Below are 18,961 nucleotides of genomic sequence, written 5' to 3' on the forward strand. Positions count from 1 at the left end.
TTCAGCCCTCATCTCCATGATTCGTGCGTTATACATTTTTGAACATAAGACAGATTTCGGCTCAGAGATATCATTAAATGATCTGTTACTCCTGATACATACCGACTATCATCCTGGGCTTGAGATTGTGGTGTTTGTGGGTGAACTGAATTATCTCGTTAATGGGGAGGGGAAGGAGTTAGAGATGATAACGGACGAGGATATGAAGAGAGTGATGAGAAGGGCGGGTGAGGTTTTGGATGAGTTGTGTTGGAGGATGGGGATGTAGAGAGAGGCCATTAATCCTTGTGCCTGGATTGTGTGGAATTACTTTTGGTACTACTCTGAGTTTATCTTCCCTAAAACAAGAAGAGCCAGAGCCGTTACAGGTCTGACTCTAACATTCAGTTTTACCACTACTTATAATATGGTTCATCGTAACATATTAAAGACGAAACTCCTTGAACTGCGAAGTGAATATTAGCCATATTTTTTCTTATAATTTATTAAAATGGTGATTTAATATATTAAAAACCAATAAAAATATATAAATATTTATAACATTAGTATAATTAGTCTTCATCAATATAAAAACGCAACTCAGCAGGGGGAGCATGATTCAATGTTTGTTTTAAATGTTCTAATTCTGATTGAAGCCCGACTCTAACATTGTCAGATACAAAGGTTTCCCTTAATAATCCTTCAATCGCTTCACAACGCAACGCTAATATAACAGGCTTTTCTTTATCTTTTAGATTATTAAGAATGCTTAAGGCATCTGAATAATTTCTAACTGATATTTCATACTTGCTTCTAAGTCCGTCCCTTAAATCTCTTTTTACTCTCTTATATCTTTCATTCAAAATCTTTAAGTTATCAATGGCTACAGTATTCTCACCTATTTCAATTGCACAGTTGATTAACTGTGCAAGCATCTCAAAAGAAGGGCGTCTGTCAGCATCAACTGCTGCAATTGAGGCCTTGTATGCCTCATTAAGATGGTCAAATTGATATTCAACAGTAGAGCATCTATGTAAATAGTAGGATTTAGAATCGAGATCCTTTAAAATTGATAATTTTTCTCTAGCTCTTTCCTCATCCTTCTCTTTTAAATATATTTGGATCTGTAGATCCACAATGAAACGATTATCTGTTTCCTTGCCTGTCATTTCAATGAATTTTCGTGCATTAACATAGTCATTTAATAAAAAGTAACATTGAGCAAGATCACGATAAACAGGGGTATCAGTCCGACCATAATCAATAGAACGTGTATAAGCAGAAATAGCTTCAGAAATCCTTTCCCTTTTCCTTTCTAAAAAACCTTCTAAGTAATATGCATCTCTAAATTTTCTGTCTCGTTTTAATACTTCAATCTCATTCTGAGCCTCTTTCCATTGTTCTTCTTGAATTAAAGCTCGGATTAAAAAACTCCTTGCTTTTACATTATCCGGCCTATCCCGTAATGCCTCTTTAGCAAAAGATATGCAGTGTACATAATCTTGTGAATGATAAAGCTCCTCTGTCAATCGTATGATATCACTTGCTAAATTAATTGCATTGTCATCTGAACGATCAAACTTGTACATCCCTTGAGCTCTAAATAGAACTCTAAAGAGATCGAGATGAGAATCTGTATTTTCTATAAGGTAATCATTTAGTTTTTTAAATACGAGTTTACTGTCCTCAGTTGTTGGCCTTCCAATCTCCCCATATATCGCTTCACGGACAGGTTCAGATATACTGTAGTTCCCATGTTCATCTGGAACAACTAACGCTAAGTTAATTAGGTTTATAATTGCATCCGAAAAAGGATTTGGGGATGTCACTTCAATGGTTAAACCTAGAACCGAAATCGGCAAGGGAGAATGGACAACAAGAATTCTTAATATCCTTCTCTCTGTATCATTAAATCTTACATCGTTTTTTAAGAATCTAATAAAAGAAGTAGATCTAAATTCGACAAGTTTACTTTTATCAGACAAGACTATATCCACACCATATTCTTTGCTTAACGCTATAGAATGGTAAGCAGAAGGTGGAAATCCAGCAACGTATTCTGAAAGCTCAGTTATTTGATTTGAATTCAACTTTAATTTTTCTTTATTGGACAATATGGTTATTAACCTTTTCATCTCTTCGCTTTTCAGGGGATCTAGCCGAAGTATCGGAATTGCAGTATTACCATACTCTGTCTCAATAATAGGCTTGCGAGAGCTGACCAAAGTTAAATATATATCTTCATCCTTCGGAATATTTCTTATGAGTTCTTCAAGAAAAGGAGTTAAATAAGCGCTCTCGTCCAATAAACCACCTTCATCTACCATAACAGGCATAGCTGAGTTGCGAACTAACGTCGCCAAGTAACTTATTGTTCGTTTGATAGTTTCATCATTAGTTTCATTTCTTATTTTCTGAATCATAAATGACAAACCTTCTTTTGTCGTATAGGGCTCAACTATATCAGCAAGCTTGATCGCTAAATCCTTAAGTAAATCACCACTTTCAATTCTCACTTGTTGAATTCGCTCTAAATTGAGTAAATCATTAGATAGCCTCAGAGCAAAGGTTCTTCTTCCGATCCCTCTTAAGCCAAATATACTTACAATTTTGGGAGGGGATGAGCCATCAATCGGCATCATTTTATTCTCCGCTTCCTGTATACTGCTCAATCTACCAACATAATAGGGGAATTGTTGATCTCTCATCAGATTATCTAGGTGCTGTCTTATTTTTCTAGAAATCAACTTGGGAGTTATTTGTCTTTCAATTTTTCCACGCAACAGCCAAGCAGGCATAGCCGAAATATCTACCGTAGAGTCAATTATAAATACTAAGGTTTTTTCGATTTGCCGTTGGATTTTCCTATAGGCAACTTCATGTAGTTCAAGCTCAACCCAAACTGATTCTAAAGCCTTTTGGCTGGCGAGTAATACAAATACCGATGAGTCAGAAAGACCTTCTTCAATTGAGGTAATAAAATCTACTCCTGTAGAAAAGGCTTGTTCATCAAAAATGCAAAACTGTCTACCTAGTTCATTTGCGATAGCACGTACAAGTTCTTTGTCACTTGATGAATGAGATAAGAACGCCTTCATCTATATATCACTCCTTTAACCAAAAATATATTCCTTGTACATTTTGAAACAAGAGCGAAATCCTTCTAATTCTCTCTCTGCTACAATATACTTTTCATATTCATGATTTTTATGGACAAATTCAGGTAGGTAATGTTTATACTGATTCGTTTGTGCACGGAGTATGATTCCACGATTACAGAGTAAAGAAGTACGTACACTCATATTCTACTATGACTAAAAGGCAGTATAACGTTCTTTATGCCCTGCTTGTTAGTATGATAATGGCTAACAAACGTCTTACGAATTATATTTCGCCCCATTTATCGGTGTTTACTTCAAAGATGTCTTTGACAGTCGATTTAAAAAACAGATTCACTCTAGTATATCCTTCACATATTTCCGAATACCTGTAGTATTGTTTCTGCACCTCAGAGATCGGCGTCATATGAAAGCGGAGTTCAGAATCCCCATCAATAGTGGTTACTTTATCAGTATCGGAAACGCGCTTATACCAGCGCCTGTAATTATTCTGATGGGATGTTAGGAACTCATTAAGTACCTGCACAATTTCATTTGTCACTTTATAAAGTTCTTGTTGCTCACCCTTATTGCTCCATCTACCACGCTTCTTTTCATTATCAAGAATTTTCATCTCTTCTCTAAAGAATTCATAGGTCTTATAATATGATGACAGGGTCTCATCAAAGTTATCGCGTTCCAAGTCAATTTTGAATAAGGACCGCTTTGTGTCGAGAAAAGAGCGAACTGCCCTTTTATATAGCTTTGCAGGGTTATCAAACATAAGATTAAAGCCGCCTAGACTAAGCTTTTCAATTTTAAAAGCCCATTTATTTGTCATTAACAAAAGAAATAATCCCACTAAAATAAACAAAGGCAGTATGCCAAAAAAGTAAGTCGAGACTATTTTTATGTTCTGAAAAAAACGCATAGATTTTAGAAAGTTAAGATCATATAAGAAGCATGTAATTAGCAATACAATAATTATTAATAAAATTCCCCAAAATAGTGGATGGAACTTCTTCATGTATCTTCCTCATTCATTAATTTATTTATACAGCACGTGATGAGCATCATGAGCCGCCAAGCAAGTTTGACCCAAAAATTGAACGATCATATTCAGGCCTCTTATAATAATGGAAATGCTGAGGCAGCAATATTATGAATAAATTGGATTCGGTAAGGCGTATTCCCAACACTAATAAGAGAGGTTGAACCATGTGCATTTATTCTTTGGGTTCAGTATGAAGGAACGTATCTGGAGGTGTGATGCATATGACTTCAATAGATAAAATAGGGAGTAGTCTAAACATCAACAACAACAATCTTAGGTTGTAGACATTACCTATCAGTTTTTAAATACGGGTTTAAACTGTGATGATAGTTTGCAGATTCAGTGAGAAACTCATAAGAAGTAGACCCTTTCCTAATTGAATTGAGGTATTTATTTAATCCAATAACACCTTCGATTTTATATGTTATCTTCAAATAATCTGGAAGACTGGTTACATTACGAAGTGCAAGGGTAGACAGTTCCTTGTTGCTCTTTTTCCCATAACCAACTTCGTATGGTACCCACCATGAATTTTTAGTGGCTTCGCTGACAATGCACATCATATGGCTAGAATTTGATACACCCTTCTCAATAGCAGTCGTTACTCTAGCTGCATCATTATTAGCTACTGCTCTTTGAAGGTCTTCATCATTAATATCTAAGTATATGTTAAAGCCAGCATCCTGTATGTAGTCTCCTATTTTGGTTGCTGCAGTTTTATCAACACTAATATGGGATAAAAAAATGCATACATTTTTTCCAGTAAAGTTTTGTGCGGAAAAAGACTCGAAATATCCTTGACTGTTCCGCAATGCAAAATTTCTTCCTCTTATAGCCATGTTTTTATACCTGCCCTTTGTACAGTTTATTGTATTTCATGAGTTCAAATCATTGTATTCTTAATAGCAACAACCGATCATTAAATTCAGCATCGCTGCTCCCCCCCCACCTTAAACTTAATCTTCTGCTTTACCATTATCGATGGGGTGCGTTTTCCCCTTTATGCCAACATCGAAGAAAATCCGCTGCGATTATAGCAAAATTCTCGTTGTCAATTACGGCCTATCTACCACAATCATCTAAAAACCGAAAACCGCTCCAGTAGGGCCTGTGGAATGGGTCCTATGACCGAAGGATGAAATCATGACTTACGGATGTTAGCAGCTGATTTCATTTTCTGCCGACCAAGAGCAAATCAGCCCTATATGTAACTTTGGAGTTAAGCGAAAATTTCGGACTTTCATTGAGTCCACTCACTCCACCCACACTCTAAGCAATCTATGAAATAATAATTATCATCTTTTCTATAATCAGTATGCATATACTTCTTAAACTTTGTGCCTCCACAATCCGGACAAGCTTTGAAAGGTAGGGGATCATCTTTATCTTCATAATCATAAATAACTTCTTTATACTTCTTGACAATTGCCCTTATATACGATTGAGATGCAAATTGACCTGTAATAGCACGTATTATTTTAGATCTATCTTCTTCAGAACCACCGTTATATCTAATGTAAAAAATATCATTTAACAAAGCCGGCAACGGTGTTTGATCCAACACTAATGGAATAATCTTAGGTCGTCCGCTGCTTGAAATTGATGCACTAATTGTGGAACTCAATTCTCTTCTTACCCAATTAGATTTAGATGAATTGTGAGACCATAAAATAATGAAATGTGTACAATCGGACAGACCACCATTAATTTGCTCTGTTATTGAATCGCCAGCAGAAATAACCCATTCGTCATACCATACACCGATACTTTCAGAAACAAGAAATAGCCCTATTTCTCTAGCTATTTCTTTGTCATCCTTATTATGGCTTATAAACACTAATGGATTTTTATCTTCAATCATATAAATTCTCCTTTAGCAGCTATCAGAGATTTCATCTAACATCGTATTAATTGACTTCTTCAATAAATAAGCTCAATCCTTATCATAACACAAAAATGGGAAATGGTGGACACAATTATGACTAAGAGAATCATAACCCTTCTAATCCACAGGGTCTTAGAAACAAAGACTTATTTCCCGATTAGAGGCCTTCTCTTTAAGTACTCATGCAGGATTTTAGACTCTAAATGAAATCAAGTTTTCGCCGTCACTTATGATACGGTTCACCGTATCATCTGTAGGGCGAAATTTAAAGGCACCCCAAAATTGGGATGCCTTTAGGTTCATTTTTTATCCAACTTGATTTAATTGAGGGCTTTTCAAATACTTTTTGTTGGCTGCTGCTTCAAATATTTTCTCTCTGAGCAGATTCATTGTTTCAAGAATTTCTTGTAAAGTTTCAAAGAAATCTTCAGGCTCAAAGCTTGTTACTTCTCCATGCACAACTTTATGTCGATTACTCAAAAGGCTGTAATCAATAAAATGATTTTTTGATTCAAATGGTTCATGTTCCAACCCTATACTTATTAATATCTCTTTCAGAACTTTTGAACTTGGATTAGACTCAGTTTTTATTACCTTTTCATCACTTACTTTAAAGTGTTGTGTCTGAATACTTTGAACATTATCAAGTAAGGAAGTGTAGACACTCAATCTCTCAGTTTCAGTACATTGATCAAATTTCCCCTGGAATCTAATAGAAAGAAAGCAGTTCTTAATATCACAATAAGGGATTTTTTGACAAGAGACAAAAACAATGTACATATTTGCAGCATATTTAATAAAACCTTCAAAATTTGCAGATAGTAGGGCAAAGCCAGCTCGGATATGTAGCTTTTTATTGGAACCTTTCCTACTTATTAATCTCTTTATATCTAGTAGTTCTTTCTTTCTCCAAGCTAAATCTTTATCTATTAAATCCTCAAGTTTTTCAACAGTTTTTATTTTCATACCTTAAAATACTCCAAACTCAATTTCGAAAGATTCTTAAATCGACCTAATGGTCTCGCACCCCTTTTTGTACTATCTACATAAATAGAATTAGAGTATAGAGCTTTGATCATATCTATGACTTCTTCATTATTTTTAGCTTTTAAATCTTCCAAATTTTTACTAACGCCTAAGACAATTGCCTCATATGAACTTATGAGGACAGCCCCCTCATATCTACCTTTATTCTCATAGTATTTCTTGAATACTTCGTCTCCCAATAATTCATTCAGATAGTCAAAGGTTTGTATAAACGCAGCTTTTTCTAGTTCCAAATCAATTGTATTTTCTTGAGCTATCTGTGTTATTCTTTCAGTTAAATATTCATGAATGTTGTCATCCCTGTTCAAAGCCTCTAAATCACTATGTCTAGCTACAATAAATCTTACTATCAATTCCATGTCATTTTGCTGTTCAATATTATTATCTGACAATGGTAAACAATCTGTAAAACTTTTATAATCGCTTAACTCTTTAATCATATTGTAAAGATTCTTATTTATCATAACAAGAAGGCAATTTCTTATCTCCTGAGGACTGAGGTGAGTTCCTCCTGTATTTAACCGTTGAAACAATTCATATTTAGCATTCGAGTCACTCGATTTTTCAATTATTTTTATATCAAGCTTTGCTCTTTTTATAAATCTTCGCTGTGCCTCATCTAGACTTAATTCTACATCTTCATTTTCCCACATTTTGTTATTTAATGACGGAAGGAACTTCGTCTTAATTAACTTACTTGCTGGGACAGTAACCACTTCTCCATCTTCTCCATCATCCTTTAAAATACCCATAAATTCAAAAATTGTAGAGAGTCTTTGAAGGCCATCGATAACATCCCAGACCCCTTCTTTTGTTTGATAAACAAAAATTGGAGGTATGGGAATGCCCAGTAATATTGACTCGATTAGGTTAGATTTTTGTTTTATGTCCCATCTAAAAATCCTCTGAAATTCAGGGTGAAGATCCATGTCGCCTTCTTTATAGATGTTAGTCAGCTCTCCTATAGACATAGGATAACTATCTGTCATGATTACTCGGGACATTGTGTTTATCTCTTCTTGTAAAGACATTCTAACACTCCTCTAATATGAAGTTTATTACATTAATAATATGCTGCATTTTCTTAGAAATAATTCTTATAATGCAAAATGTATTACCTGCTTAGAGTCCTTCCCCTCGGAAAACAAGTATTTGGAGAGCTTTGTCCAATAACCTCAGTCAAAATAGGATTATTTACCTATATCATACTTCTTTTTCGACCTTCCTGTCTTTACAAAATTTTACGAAAAAGGGGTGGTGGTTTTTCTTGCAAATTGCCTAATTGAGTTATAAATAACTGATGAATAGTTGGACTCCGTAAACCTCATACTATAAAATATAATCATTAAGACATCTATCGCACGTATGTTCCCTTTGATATAATTGAACCTATCTTATGTCGGTCAGAATGGAGGCTTATCATGCTAACAATGGATAAACAAAATGAATTACTTTCAGAACTTCTGTTGACTCAGGTCAACGTTACTCGACAGCAAGTGAGTAAAGCTACTGAGAAAGCAACAAAATCGAACCTCGGACAGTTCTTTACCGAGCCACGCATAGCCCTTTTTATGAGCAATATGTTTGACATATATGAGCCTCACTTGAAATTACTTGACCCCGGTGCTGGCATTGGTATTCTTACAACCGCAACCATTACACAAATTTGCAAACATGAAAAAAAGCCGTTGAGCATTCATGTAACAGCAGTTGAAATCGACGAAACTCTTTTAGAACACTTACAGAATTCATTAGAATTATGTAAGGAGCTTTGTCGCAAAAACAACATTATGTTTGAATATTCTATAATTAATGAGGACTTCATAAATTACGGATCTACACTACTTAGTGCCAATAGCAGAGGCATGTATAATAAGGTGATCTTGAATCCTCCATACAAAAAAATCAGCAGTAAGTCTGAAACAAGAATTGCTTTAAGAAGAATAGGCATTGAGACTACTAACTTTTATAGTGCCTTTGTTGCAATATCAAAGAAGTTGCTACTCCCTAATGGTGAGTTAGTGGCAATTACTCCCCGTAGCTTTTGTAACGGAACATATTTCAAGCCGTTTAGAGTAGACTTCTTAACCGACATGAGATTCAGAAAAATACACCTCTTTAATTCAAGAACTGACTCCTTTAAAGATGATGATGTCCTTCAGGAGAACATTATATATCATGCAGTGAAAAACTTAGAGCCAAGAAACGTTATTATTTCAACTTCAGAGAATATAAATGAAGAACCTACTACACATAAACTCGAGTACAATGAACTGATACATCCAGACGATGAAGATAAATTCATTCGGATATTACGAGATGAAGCAGACTTGAGAGTCAAGTTGCGAATGGAAGGAATTACGACGACCCTTGCGGACTTGGGTTTAAAAGTATCTACTGGAAGAGTGGTTGATTTCAGAACTATAGAAAACCTTAGAGATGTACCTGATGACAACACAGTCCCTCTAATATATCCAATCCATTTCCAAAACGGCTTTTTACAATGGCCTATTATCCCAAAAGATAAACCAAATGCGATGTTATTAAATGAAGAAACAGTCAAACAATTGGTCCCGCGAGGGAATTACGTACTGGTGAAGAGATTTTCTCCGAAAGAGGAGACACGACGTATTGTTACAGCAATATATAATGAAACGCAAATAGATTCAGATTATGTAGGTTTTGAAAATCACTTAAATTACTTTCATATGAATGGACAAGGGATACCAATAGACCTAGCTAAGGGTCTGGCTATTTACTTAAGCTCTAGTCTGGTAGACAGTTTCTTTAGACAGTTCAACGGTCACACTCAAGTGAATGTTGGCGATCTAAAGAGTTTGCCTTATCCTCCCTATGATGTACTTATTAATTTAGGGTCCATATTTGGTGATTGTTTTCCCGAGCAACAAGAGATCGATAATATTGTCTCAGATTCACTGGAATAGGTACTTCTTAAAAGGCTGCCATATGACAGCCTTTTAAGTTTTCTAGCTATCTTAGCAGGTCGTTAAGTGTCTTCTTTCCCGTTAATTTTGATTCAGTATCTATTAAGTGAATAATTCTCTCGGGTTCATCCGCAAACCAAATAAACGAGCCCCATGCAATACTGCTCTGAACCTTACGATAAGCAGAGTCAGATCTTGATGCAAAGACAGTAACAAATGTGCATTCTTTTTCTGATAAGCCACTCCCTTCAGCCAACTCAAGCAAGTCCCTCTTTCTGCTATTTGATATTGGCCCATCTGAATGGACAATTTCGATAAATACAAGTCGAAATCCCGAAGGACCTGTCTCTGCAATTATGAGGTCGGGGAGAGTTTTCTTAGGATTGATTGAAAGTTTTAATCGCTCAAGAAGCTTTCCAAACTGCCAGTGTACTTTTTCAGCTGATTCGCTAATTAGTAAGACCTCCGGCTTCTCCATAAAGTTTTGTGCAAAAATCTCTACAGCAGCCTTCGTCAGTACCGAACTCTTGCCTGGGGACATTGGATGTTTTACGTGTCCAAACTCCACAAGAATTTCGCTCCGCAATTCTTGTTCTCTTAAGCCCTGGAGAATAAGAGCCCCCTTGGCCAAATGAGCAACCCTCCATATTGCGATTAACTCATCTAATTCCTCACCATCAAGAGAAGGGTTTAGTAAATTAACGAAGTCCCGGGCTAAAAAATAGCGTGGTTTCGATGAAGTTGTAGGAATACCAGCTACCTCTTCGATTGCTCCAATCTCTCTTAAGGAGGCAATGGTATCGTCTCTGATGGGCTCTCGCGTATTTTCGCTATACCATCTCTCCGTATCATTGGGCTTTTTCGGTCCAAGTACAAGCGCCCGCCACCGCTCTCTTGCCGATCTTGTCTGCTCCAATGATTGTCTATCCGTCATAATAGTCACCATTGAAGGACGTACTCTCCCATCCTCACCTTCGATTGCATACGCATATAACATTACGAAGACAGTTCGGGCTGCGGTAATGTTTCTAGCGTGATTTGCATTCTCAACATTATCAGGAACGATAGTGTGCAATCTGTCTTTAATGAATTCAACATTCGGTAATGCACTCTCGTACCAAGTTGTCATAATATCCCTCCTTGTTTGTCACTTACAGCTTAACAGAAATAACCATCGTCTGCAATGTATTAATTTTTTCTCCAGACAAATTCTACATCTACAGAAACTCCAGTCAATTCCAAGTATCACCATTATATAAAATGTAACGTAGAAAAGATAGACCATATATTATAACAATGAAGGTACTTCTAATAAGAAGTACTAATTCTCTTTTCTGGAGGCTTATCTATGCGCACAATTCAAACCCAGCAAGACCTCAACTCTCTGCGTTCCGCTAACCTTTCCCCACCTCTTCTATCCCACATCAAACGCTACTTTAGCCAACTGAAGGAAATACACGGCGACACAGAAGACACCCTCTTCTCCCTTCAAAGGCACGGCTACATTGTTATCCTTGAGCCAGGTGACAATCTATACGATCTGAGCATTGTCGGACTAAGCCCGGAGGATGCTGGACTGCTCGGTAGCAGGCCAGAGTATGTAGAAGCCATTGATCTCAATGGCCTCACGTTGTACAAGATTGTGGTCATGTACACGGATGATTACCTCATGACCTTCTTCACGCTAGCCGGTTGGCACGATGACGTAATCGAAAGGTGGCTACGGCAAGAAGCTGGAATAGGATGGTGGGCAGACGAGCTCATAGCGGACAAGCTCAGGAATTTGTTTGAACGAAATGATCTCAATCCTGAAAGCCAATCAGGAAGCAACGTCTGGGTTTCCCTCGCGTCAACACTATCAATTACCGAAAATACCCCCTCCGTTTTTATCCCCGAATACGCCCAACCATTCACATTTGATGGTGATCCCTTTTCCTTAAGTAATCAGCCTACGCATATTGTCCGCGCCGTTCTACGTACCACAGACCCGGATACCGGAACCAACGAATATGTGGATGGGAACGCCTTTCTATTTCGGGTCAACGAGGCAACAGACCAAGCAGAGCTTATGTATGAAGACGAAGCTTTCGGTGACACCCCGGATTTCCAAGGTGGCAATGTCCCTGATGCCTATCGCTGGGTATGCAAGTTGGCCAAGCCCTTCTATATACATCTGAAAGATCCCTTCCTCACTCCTGCGCAGCGCACTCTCCTTAATGGGCACGATCAAGACGAGCCGCTCCCTGATCTCACAGTAACGCCAGCCACTCCTCCATCTTCTGATACGATCGAACTCTTTCCTGAAGATTTCGAAGGTCTCTTCTAACTCTTCAAAATACCGCCATATCCGACATTTCCGAATACTAAATGAATAGGAGTTCTAGCCCATGAATCTTTCCCTCAGTGAAAGCAAGAAAAAAGCGCTCTATGGTCTCATCACCCAGCGCTATGATGTGCATATGTCCCGCTTCCCTTACGCCAAATATCCCTCCGAACCGCTTAACGAATGGCGGAAGCAGTTTGCTGAACCTCAGCATGTCCGCTCCGACATGATCCGTTCTGCCCTGAACTGGCGGTGTGGCTTCTGGCAGCGTAGCAGCGCTCCTTTTCCACAAAAGAAAATCGCCATTACCGCCATTAAGTCATGGCCGGAGTTTAATGGACAAGCAATAAATGATCACGCCGAAATTTTAGCCTTCTGGACGGACAAGTTCAGTAATGACACGCTCGGCTTTGACGCTGCAGCCTTCCTATTGCACCTTTTATATCCAACTGACCTGGAAATGGCAGATAGGCACCGATTGTCGGCTATGCGTGATCTTCTTGCCGAAGTCGGACACGAAGTGCCACCCGAAGCTTCTGCTTCCGACCTCACTTCCTTGACGATTTACACCGAGTTTTTTCGTAGCCTCTTGTCCAAAATGCAGGCGCAGCACGGCGAACAATCCGCTGTCAAGCTCGACCAATTCCTCATGGCCTATGGTAATCGGGAAGCGCTGACCAAGCTTTCTGAGAAGTTCGGTCCCAGCGTCGAACCAATCGTTTCCTTTGTGGACTGGAATGATCTGAGCAGCGAGCGTTTCCTGCCGAGTGCAATACTCGGTCGCTCCAATGCTGACATCCTCTTCGCCTGTCTTCTACTTGCTTTAGAGCTTTATCCTGACAAGGCAACCGAACTAACAGTTGAAAGTGTTGTCGAACTTCTCCCGTTAGGTAGCGGTGGAGTTTGCAACCCTGCAAGCTATCATTACGCCATGATCGCCATGTTTGGGGGACAAAAAGGACGAGACTTCTTCGTATTTGAAGATGAGGCTCTCTCGAAGAGTTTTACCGAGCAGGCCAATAATTCTACGCGTGACATGCGCTTTTACAAAAAACATGGAAACGCCAAAATCACTATCCATTCTAATTATGTAAAAGGCTAAGGTTATAAAAGTAGCTCGTCCTTTCCGCCATAGACAGAAAGGACGATATGGGCGATATTTTTCGGGGAATCCATGGAGGTTAGCGCTGATACTAAACTATACGAGGAGAGAAGTTAATGAGTGTGAATAACAACCGCAAGGGTAAGCTATTCGAAAAGGAAGATACCCTGCTTCAACAGGTAGAGTCAGCCCAGCATCTCTTGACGAGCATCATCAGTTTTATTGAAGCAGAGGCTGGTCAGGTTAGAAAAGTTACCGCACTCTCCGTAGCGCTGGAGGCTCACCGACAGTTTGCTCAAATCGACCGAAAATTACTGAAATTCCGATTGGAGAATATTTTCCGTTCCGCTCCCGAGAAAGCGCTCCTACGACCAAACAAAGGGGCGAATCGGAGCTTTTCAGCATCCATTCGCCCTCCTGTGATCTGTTATTTCTTCTTGCTCTCCTGATCCAGGGTATGGAACATATCACGCACCATCCGCTGGACCAGCTTTACTTCCTCTGGACTACGCTCCCTTAGCAGGGAAAGATGAATATCCAAGGCGAGCTCCTTGTCCAAAACACCATCCAAATCCTCTAATTGACCAAATTTCAGCGCTTCCGAGGGGTCGGCCTCCAGGGCTGACATGATCCTCTCCAGGGATTTTAGCGATATATTCCGCTTCCCCCGTTCTACACTACCAATGTATGTATCATGCAGCTCCGAAAGCTCCGCGAGCCGGGCCTGTGACAGTCCCTTTTCCGAGCGTATTTGCCTAATCCGCGCTCCTACAAGCGTCAAAAAATCCGTCATACCCTACCACCTCTACATACAGCGTAAGGAATAGACCCAGAGTCAAACAGAGCACAAAACTAAATAATTCACTATAAAACTGACTTATAAGTTTGTATAATTGAATTGTCTCATCTATATGTAATTGAATTCCACTTTTAGTGAGTCTATTAATCATGAAGTCCGGAAAGGAAAGTGAACATGTCACGTTTAAAACTTATTCAGCAATACCCGTTGACAGATAGTCGGCTGTCCGTACATGAAATCGTTGGCTATATCCTAGTTGTCTGCAAAGAACTAAGAATGGAGAACTACCACGGAGAGCATCTCGCGGCACACACCGCCCTTCGAATCGCTGACACTAACCCTGAGCAAGCCGAGGAAGCTTACAACCATGCAGAATGGATTAGTAAGAAAGCACCCAGCGTCGGAGAATTACTGAGATGGGGCAAGGCTAAGAGCAACATGAAAGGACCTATTTCCGAAAAAATTCTAGAAAAGATCGCCGATGATACTGACCTCGATGACTTAACTGTTACTGAGATCCAAGCCTTTGGATACATAAGTATCGCCGCGACTGATCTTCATTTCTTGAAAAACCAGCTTACGCCGCTAGAGATGGAGTTCAATTATCAGCTTCGTATACTTGAGCCCGATGCAGCACTTGCCGTGGGACTTCGCTTTCTCGGGCTTGAGATGGACGAGGTCTAGTAGACCGGAGGCAATGAACATAGCCTACCTAACTTTAGTTTCATCTCTCGCCATCACACCTTTATATGCAAGGAGTAGATTATATTGACCAATACAAAATTAGATAAACTACGAACTTACTATTCAAAGTACAGCCTGCTTAGCCTTATCCTGCTGACGACAGCTCTTCTGTTGACTGCCTGCTCGGACAAGTCTCCCAGCGACAGCAAGCAGGTGAAGGTTGTCCAAAATTTCATTACTGATATCATGACGTATAATCAGGATCACGACATAGACTTGAGCCAGCGAGCTGTCGATTCAGATCAGTTCTGGTATTACGCTGAGCAAGCCGGACTTACGAAGCAGCTTTCTTCCAGCTACCTCAATCCCAACAACTTTAACAAGGAATACACTGAAGGTTCTAAGGTTGAGGAGAACCTTCTGGACTATTTCCGGCCGATGATTAACTACCTGGAAGGATACACCATGGATGACCTCGTGATTGCCTACAATGAGGAACTGGAAGTGATCACCGTCTCCATTAAGCCGGATCGCGTCGAGAAAGGTATCTATTTTCTCGACGATCCGAAAACTCCGCTCTTTTTCACCTTCTATGTAGATAAGGTCAAGGAAGACGGCATTAAAATTATCTCAATGGCTTGCGTTCAGCCCAAAGCCGTCATCAATAGATATGAATGGTACACGAAAGATGCTCTACAGGAGCTTAAAGAGCTTGCTGGCGTAATCCCTTCTTCCAGTTCCGATGAACTGGCTATCACACCAAGTCCTTCACCTGTATCTGAGATCATTCCTACCGTACCGCCGCAAAACGAAATGCTGAATGAAAATGAAAACCCTGCTGATTTCGACGAGCCTGTAGAAGGGGATGCGCCGGAGACGGAATCCCTCATACGCACAGCAACAGGAATTTCCCTCGTTGACATAGAGTGGCTTCCGGGAAATCCTGATGTAACCATACCAATCAGGTTTGGAACTACTGATGCTGAATTGATCTTGGGGCAAGATCATCCTAACGGTGTCAAGGCATTGGTTGTTTTCACTGCCGATTCTTTTGGCTGGCCACTCGATTTGTCTTCGATGAATCAATCTGACGCTTTTGATGACTTCGGAGAACTGCAAGAAGGTTACAGGCTGCAAGCAAGCGTCTATGACTTTGACAATGATGGAACTAATGAGCTTGTCGTTGCTGCCGGCGACTTATTAATTGACGCTGAGGTATGGGTTTTCTCATTTACAAAAGTAGATGATATTACAAAAATCAATCCACTTAAACAAGAACTGGACATAACTGGTCAGACTTATTTCACACTTGATGGTCATGACCTGTACGCCCCTTATGGATCACAAGGCTTATTTGAGGTGTATAAGTATGTAGATAAAGCGTTTGTTACCCCGGCCAATTATACAACAATAGAGAATTAAAGGAATGCACCAAAGCGGACTGCATACACCTTTACCTACGGGACATTCTACATGCTGCCACTGGAATAATTCTAGCTGCTATTATAATTGATACTCGGATTCATTAAATAAGAACAATTGCGAAGGTGCTAAAAAGCACCTTCTTTTTTTTGCTGTTACCTTCACCGTTAGCTCTAATATGATATTCTAGGAGAGCAAAATTCTATTACAAAAACTGGAGGTACATAAAATATGTCAAAAGAGCTTATCTCTTTCTCTACATTTTCAGAAGAGTGTTTTATTATCGAGGGGAAAAATAATGATCCTGTTTATATGGATGCCCCGGATAAGAATGCCCTCTCGCATCTTATGACTAAAGAGCAAATTAAAACTACCTACAGTAACAAGCAACTTGAAAAATACCGAGAAATTCTCGAAGCATTTGCTGTAAATTTTGAGTTACTAAAGATTAATAAAGAAGTCTTTATTCCTGTGAGTCAAAAGGAAAACGTGATTTGGATCATAAATGAATACTTAAACCCCGTAATGAAATCCTTTCGCAAAATTAGCGCCAAAGCACCAAAAAAAAGTCCAAACCTGGGGGAGAGTCATAGGACTGTAACTATCAGTGATATGGTTTCTTCATTAAAGCAACCACATGAAGTACACCCTAATAGAAAGGAGATCGAAGCTTCTCTGGAAAAGCTCGATCCTGAAGAGATTTCAGACGTGGTTAAACGAATTAGCGCGATATTAACTGACCAACTAGAAGGTGAAATTTTAACAAAAGAAATTAATAAAATTGAGCAACGTGCCGGAGTCATGATCAGGAAAGCGCTTAATGAGTTTTATAACAACACTCTACCACTTATAATCGAGGAATTAAAAAACACCACCTTTATTACAAGTAATGATGCTCTCCTCAACGATATAGATCGCTTAGCTCTCTTGAGATACTATATGAGTGAAATGCAACAAACAAGGAAAAGATTTAGTAGGATTACTGAAATTTTCGCAGACCTTCGTTCAGAACAACTTGCCGATATTAGCTCCGAACAAATCGACTCCGGTATAGAGCCCCCCTCTGACCTGTGGTTTAAGTTAGATCATTTCAATTCAGCTATAGAAAAGGCCATAAGTATTTATAAAGGAGAATAGTTTCATTTTACGTAAGGAGGCTTCGGCCTCTTTTTTGTCTTCAAAAAAAGTCAAGAACTTTTTTTCTAACACTAAATAAGGTTCATTATTTCAAGCTTTAAAAATTATACTATAAAGTTGTCAGTTGGACCTCACGTTGACCCCAACTAATAACAAAACAGGAGGTTATATCTTATGAGTAAACACCCAATCGAAGTTCTAAAAGCTTTAAAGATCAACGAAGTATCGAATGAAATCAACAAGGCAAGATGTAAAAGTAAACGACAGGATATCGCAAGTCAGTATGAATTAGCCCTGCTAGTGCAATACGAAGATTTTTCTTTTGATTCTTTCGAGTACATTTGTTTTAGTGTTACGGGGATGGATGGAGTGGACTTTAGTACCGTCCGTAATGACATCCTGCGAGTCGAGTCGATGGCTGAGGCAAAACTCAGGCTACAAATATACATGGATGGAATTAATGGTATAGATCAAATTCATACCGATCAAGACTCTCTCTATGTCACGTTGAGCTTTCCTTTTCCTCTCCCTCTTGGAATGGGGGCTATAAACGTTAGTGGTATCCATGATGAACACGCCGTCAAAAAAATAAAAAAAGATACTGGGCTAGATATTTGCAATTTCGACCTAAATATTACAACCGCCCCCGCTGACATGGAGGAGACGTTTTTCAATAATATATTCCGCACCAATTTCCTTCTGGACTTGATTGGTCTCAAGCAAGCTTATACTTCTAAGTTAGACATGGATTTATAAGCAACGACCACCACTCTATCGCACAAGTCAATAATGAACAGAGGCAGCTGTTGAAACTATGTAAGCCACAAGTTGATGTTCAGCCAAAAAATAAACACATATTCGAGGAGGAAATTCTATGTCTACAGAATCAAACATTAGTCTGCGTATATCTTTCAAGGAGTTAGCCTGTTCTTATAAATGCATAGATGAAGATTCACTGAGTGGAGACTGGTCTTCTCAGTCTTATCCACTACTCCATTATGTAGAACATGAGATTGTCTTTGCCACTACGAAGAGTACTGCTCCAACTAACCTCCGCAGTATGAGTCAATCAATTATTCAAGCTGAACCATCCTCGCGCAGCGAACAGTCCAGTGTTGACCATAGCATAACGGTCAAAATTCCGTTTCTTGTGTTGAACATTGAATCTATGGCGCTAAAAGTCTTCGCTGCCATTGAGCAAGCAGTCGATACTATATCACAGAATGCATACGCTGAAGGCGATTATAACCTTATTGATACGGTACGTATGATTTTAGCCAAAGAAATCAACGCAGCCTTCGCCAAAGTGATCTGGAACACATCAGTGCCAATTGTTCACAGCGGTGTCACGGAATCTTTTTGGTACCAAGGTCAGTTACTCGCTGATTTTAGAGTGCCGATCATGGCGATCTGGAGACATAATCCCTTACAGTCATCCTTAATCACCGATGTATCATACCTTGTAGCCTAAAACAACTAAGAAAAT

At 39.1% G+C, this 18,961-nt stretch carries 17 protein-coding genes; 9 read left to right on the plus strand and 8 right to left on the minus strand.

Annotated features, from left to right (window positions below; all coding sequences use genetic code 11):
* Positions 1-551: 551 nt before the first annotated feature.
* The 6 genes from MKY86_RS31440 to MKY86_RS31465 form a co-directional block, all read right to left on the minus strand.
* On the minus strand, positions 552-3,077 hold the full coding sequence (locus MKY86_RS31440; RefSeq protein WP_076084006.1) for a toll/interleukin-1 receptor domain-containing protein: 2,526 nt from the start codon (positions 3,075-3,077) through the stop codon (positions 552-554).
* Positions 3,078-3,363: 286 nt separating this feature from the next.
* Positions 3,364-4,104 carry a hypothetical protein gene (locus tag MKY86_RS31445; RefSeq protein WP_076084009.1) on the minus strand — a complete coding sequence of 247 codons (741 nt, stop codon included), beginning with the start codon at positions 4,102-4,104 and terminating at the stop codon, positions 3,364-3,366.
* Positions 4,105-4,418: 314 nt separating this feature from the next.
* Complete coding sequence (locus tag MKY86_RS31450; RefSeq protein ID WP_083685651.1) at positions 4,419-4,970, minus strand: TIR domain-containing protein; 552 nt, start codon at positions 4,968-4,970, stop codon at positions 4,419-4,421.
* 401 nt (positions 4,971-5,371) lie between these two features.
* Positions 5,372-5,992 (minus strand): toll/interleukin-1 receptor domain-containing protein, encoded by a 621-nt coding sequence (locus tag MKY86_RS31455; protein ID WP_076084015.1) that lies wholly within the window; start codon positions 5,990-5,992, stop codon positions 5,372-5,374.
* Between the two features lie 330 nt (positions 5,993-6,322).
* Positions 6,323-6,982, minus strand: a complete 660-nt coding sequence (locus MKY86_RS31460; protein ID WP_076084018.1) for an MAE_28990/MAE_18760 family HEPN-like nuclease — start codon at positions 6,980-6,982, stop codon at positions 6,323-6,325.
* Positions 6,979-8,094 carry a DUF262 domain-containing protein gene (locus tag MKY86_RS31465; RefSeq protein ID WP_076084021.1) on the minus strand — a complete coding sequence of 372 codons (1,116 nt, stop codon included), beginning with the start codon at positions 8,092-8,094 and terminating at the stop codon, positions 6,979-6,981. Before MKY86_RS31465 ends, MKY86_RS31460 begins: the two co-directional genes overlap by 4 nt.
* A gap of 390 nt (positions 8,095-8,484) precedes the next feature.
* Here MKY86_RS31465 and MKY86_RS31470 point away from each other — a divergent pair, with 390 nt between their 5' ends.
* On the plus strand, positions 8,485-10,008 hold the full coding sequence (locus MKY86_RS31470; protein WP_076084024.1) for an Eco57I restriction-modification methylase domain-containing protein: 1,524 nt from the start codon (positions 8,485-8,487) through the stop codon (positions 10,006-10,008).
* 46 nt (positions 10,009-10,054) lie between these two features.
* On the opposite strand, the gene MKY86_RS31475 is transcribed toward MKY86_RS31470, so the two are convergent.
* Positions 10,055-11,137 carry a BsuBI/PstI family type II restriction endonuclease gene (locus MKY86_RS31475; RefSeq protein WP_076084027.1) on the minus strand — a complete coding sequence of 361 codons (1,083 nt, stop codon included), beginning with the start codon at positions 11,135-11,137 and terminating at the stop codon, positions 10,055-10,057.
* Positions 11,138-11,356: 219 nt separating this feature from the next.
* Here MKY86_RS31475 and MKY86_RS31480 point away from each other — a divergent pair, with 219 nt between their 5' ends.
* The 3 genes from MKY86_RS31480 to MKY86_RS31490 all read left to right on the plus strand — a co-directional run bounded on the left by MKY86_RS31480 (position 11,357) and on the right by MKY86_RS31490 (position 13,882).
* Positions 11,357-12,334 (plus strand): hypothetical protein, encoded by a 978-nt coding sequence (locus MKY86_RS31480; protein ID WP_076084030.1) that lies wholly within the window; start codon positions 11,357-11,359, stop codon positions 12,332-12,334.
* Positions 12,335-12,395: 61 nt separating this feature from the next.
* Positions 12,396-13,433: a hypothetical protein gene (locus MKY86_RS31485; RefSeq protein ID WP_076084033.1), complete on the plus strand. Its 1,038-nt coding sequence runs from the start codon at positions 12,396-12,398 to the stop codon at positions 13,431-13,433.
* Between the two features lie 116 nt (positions 13,434-13,549).
* Positions 13,550-13,882 (plus strand): hypothetical protein, encoded by a 333-nt coding sequence (locus MKY86_RS31490; protein WP_076084036.1) that lies wholly within the window; start codon positions 13,550-13,552, stop codon positions 13,880-13,882.
* Here MKY86_RS31490 and MKY86_RS31495 read toward each other — a convergent pair.
* The gene (locus tag MKY86_RS31495; RefSeq protein WP_076084039.1) at positions 13,861-14,226 is read right to left on the minus strand and encodes a helix-turn-helix domain-containing protein; all 366 of its coding nucleotides are present in this window, start codon (positions 14,224-14,226) and stop codon (positions 13,861-13,863) included. The two genes, MKY86_RS31490 and MKY86_RS31495, sit on opposite strands and share 22 nt — an antisense overlap.
* Positions 14,227-14,406: 180 nt before the next feature.
* Here MKY86_RS31495 and MKY86_RS31500 point away from each other — a divergent pair, with 180 nt between their 5' ends.
* The 5 genes from MKY86_RS31500 (at position 14,407) to MKY86_RS31520 (ending at position 18,946) form a co-directional block, all read left to right on the plus strand.
* Positions 14,407-14,916, plus strand: a complete 510-nt coding sequence (locus MKY86_RS31500) for a hypothetical protein (RefSeq protein WP_076084042.1) — start codon at positions 14,407-14,409, stop codon at positions 14,914-14,916.
* 84 nt (positions 14,917-15,000) lie between these two features.
* Complete coding sequence (locus MKY86_RS31505) at positions 15,001-16,338, plus strand: hypothetical protein (RefSeq protein WP_076084044.1); 1,338 nt, start codon at positions 15,001-15,003, stop codon at positions 16,336-16,338.
* 231 nt (positions 16,339-16,569) lie between these two features.
* Positions 16,570-17,475 carry a hypothetical protein gene (locus MKY86_RS31510; protein WP_076084047.1) on the plus strand — a complete coding sequence of 302 codons (906 nt, stop codon included), beginning with the start codon at positions 16,570-16,572 and terminating at the stop codon, positions 17,473-17,475.
* Positions 17,476-17,649: 174 nt separating this feature from the next.
* Positions 17,650-18,231, plus strand: coding sequence for a hypothetical protein (locus tag MKY86_RS31515; protein ID WP_076084050.1), 582 nt, complete (start codon positions 17,650-17,652; stop codon positions 18,229-18,231).
* Between the two features lie 118 nt (positions 18,232-18,349).
* Positions 18,350-18,946 carry a hypothetical protein gene (locus tag MKY86_RS31520; RefSeq protein ID WP_076084053.1) on the plus strand — a complete coding sequence of 199 codons (597 nt, stop codon included), beginning with the start codon at positions 18,350-18,352 and terminating at the stop codon, positions 18,944-18,946.
* Positions 18,947-18,961 lie beyond the last annotated feature (15 nt).

Source organism: Paenibacillus sp. FSL R7-0333 (assembly GCF_038000365.1).
Lineage (GTDB): Bacteria > Bacillota > Bacilli > Paenibacillales > Paenibacillaceae > Paenibacillus_AQ > Paenibacillus_AQ silagei.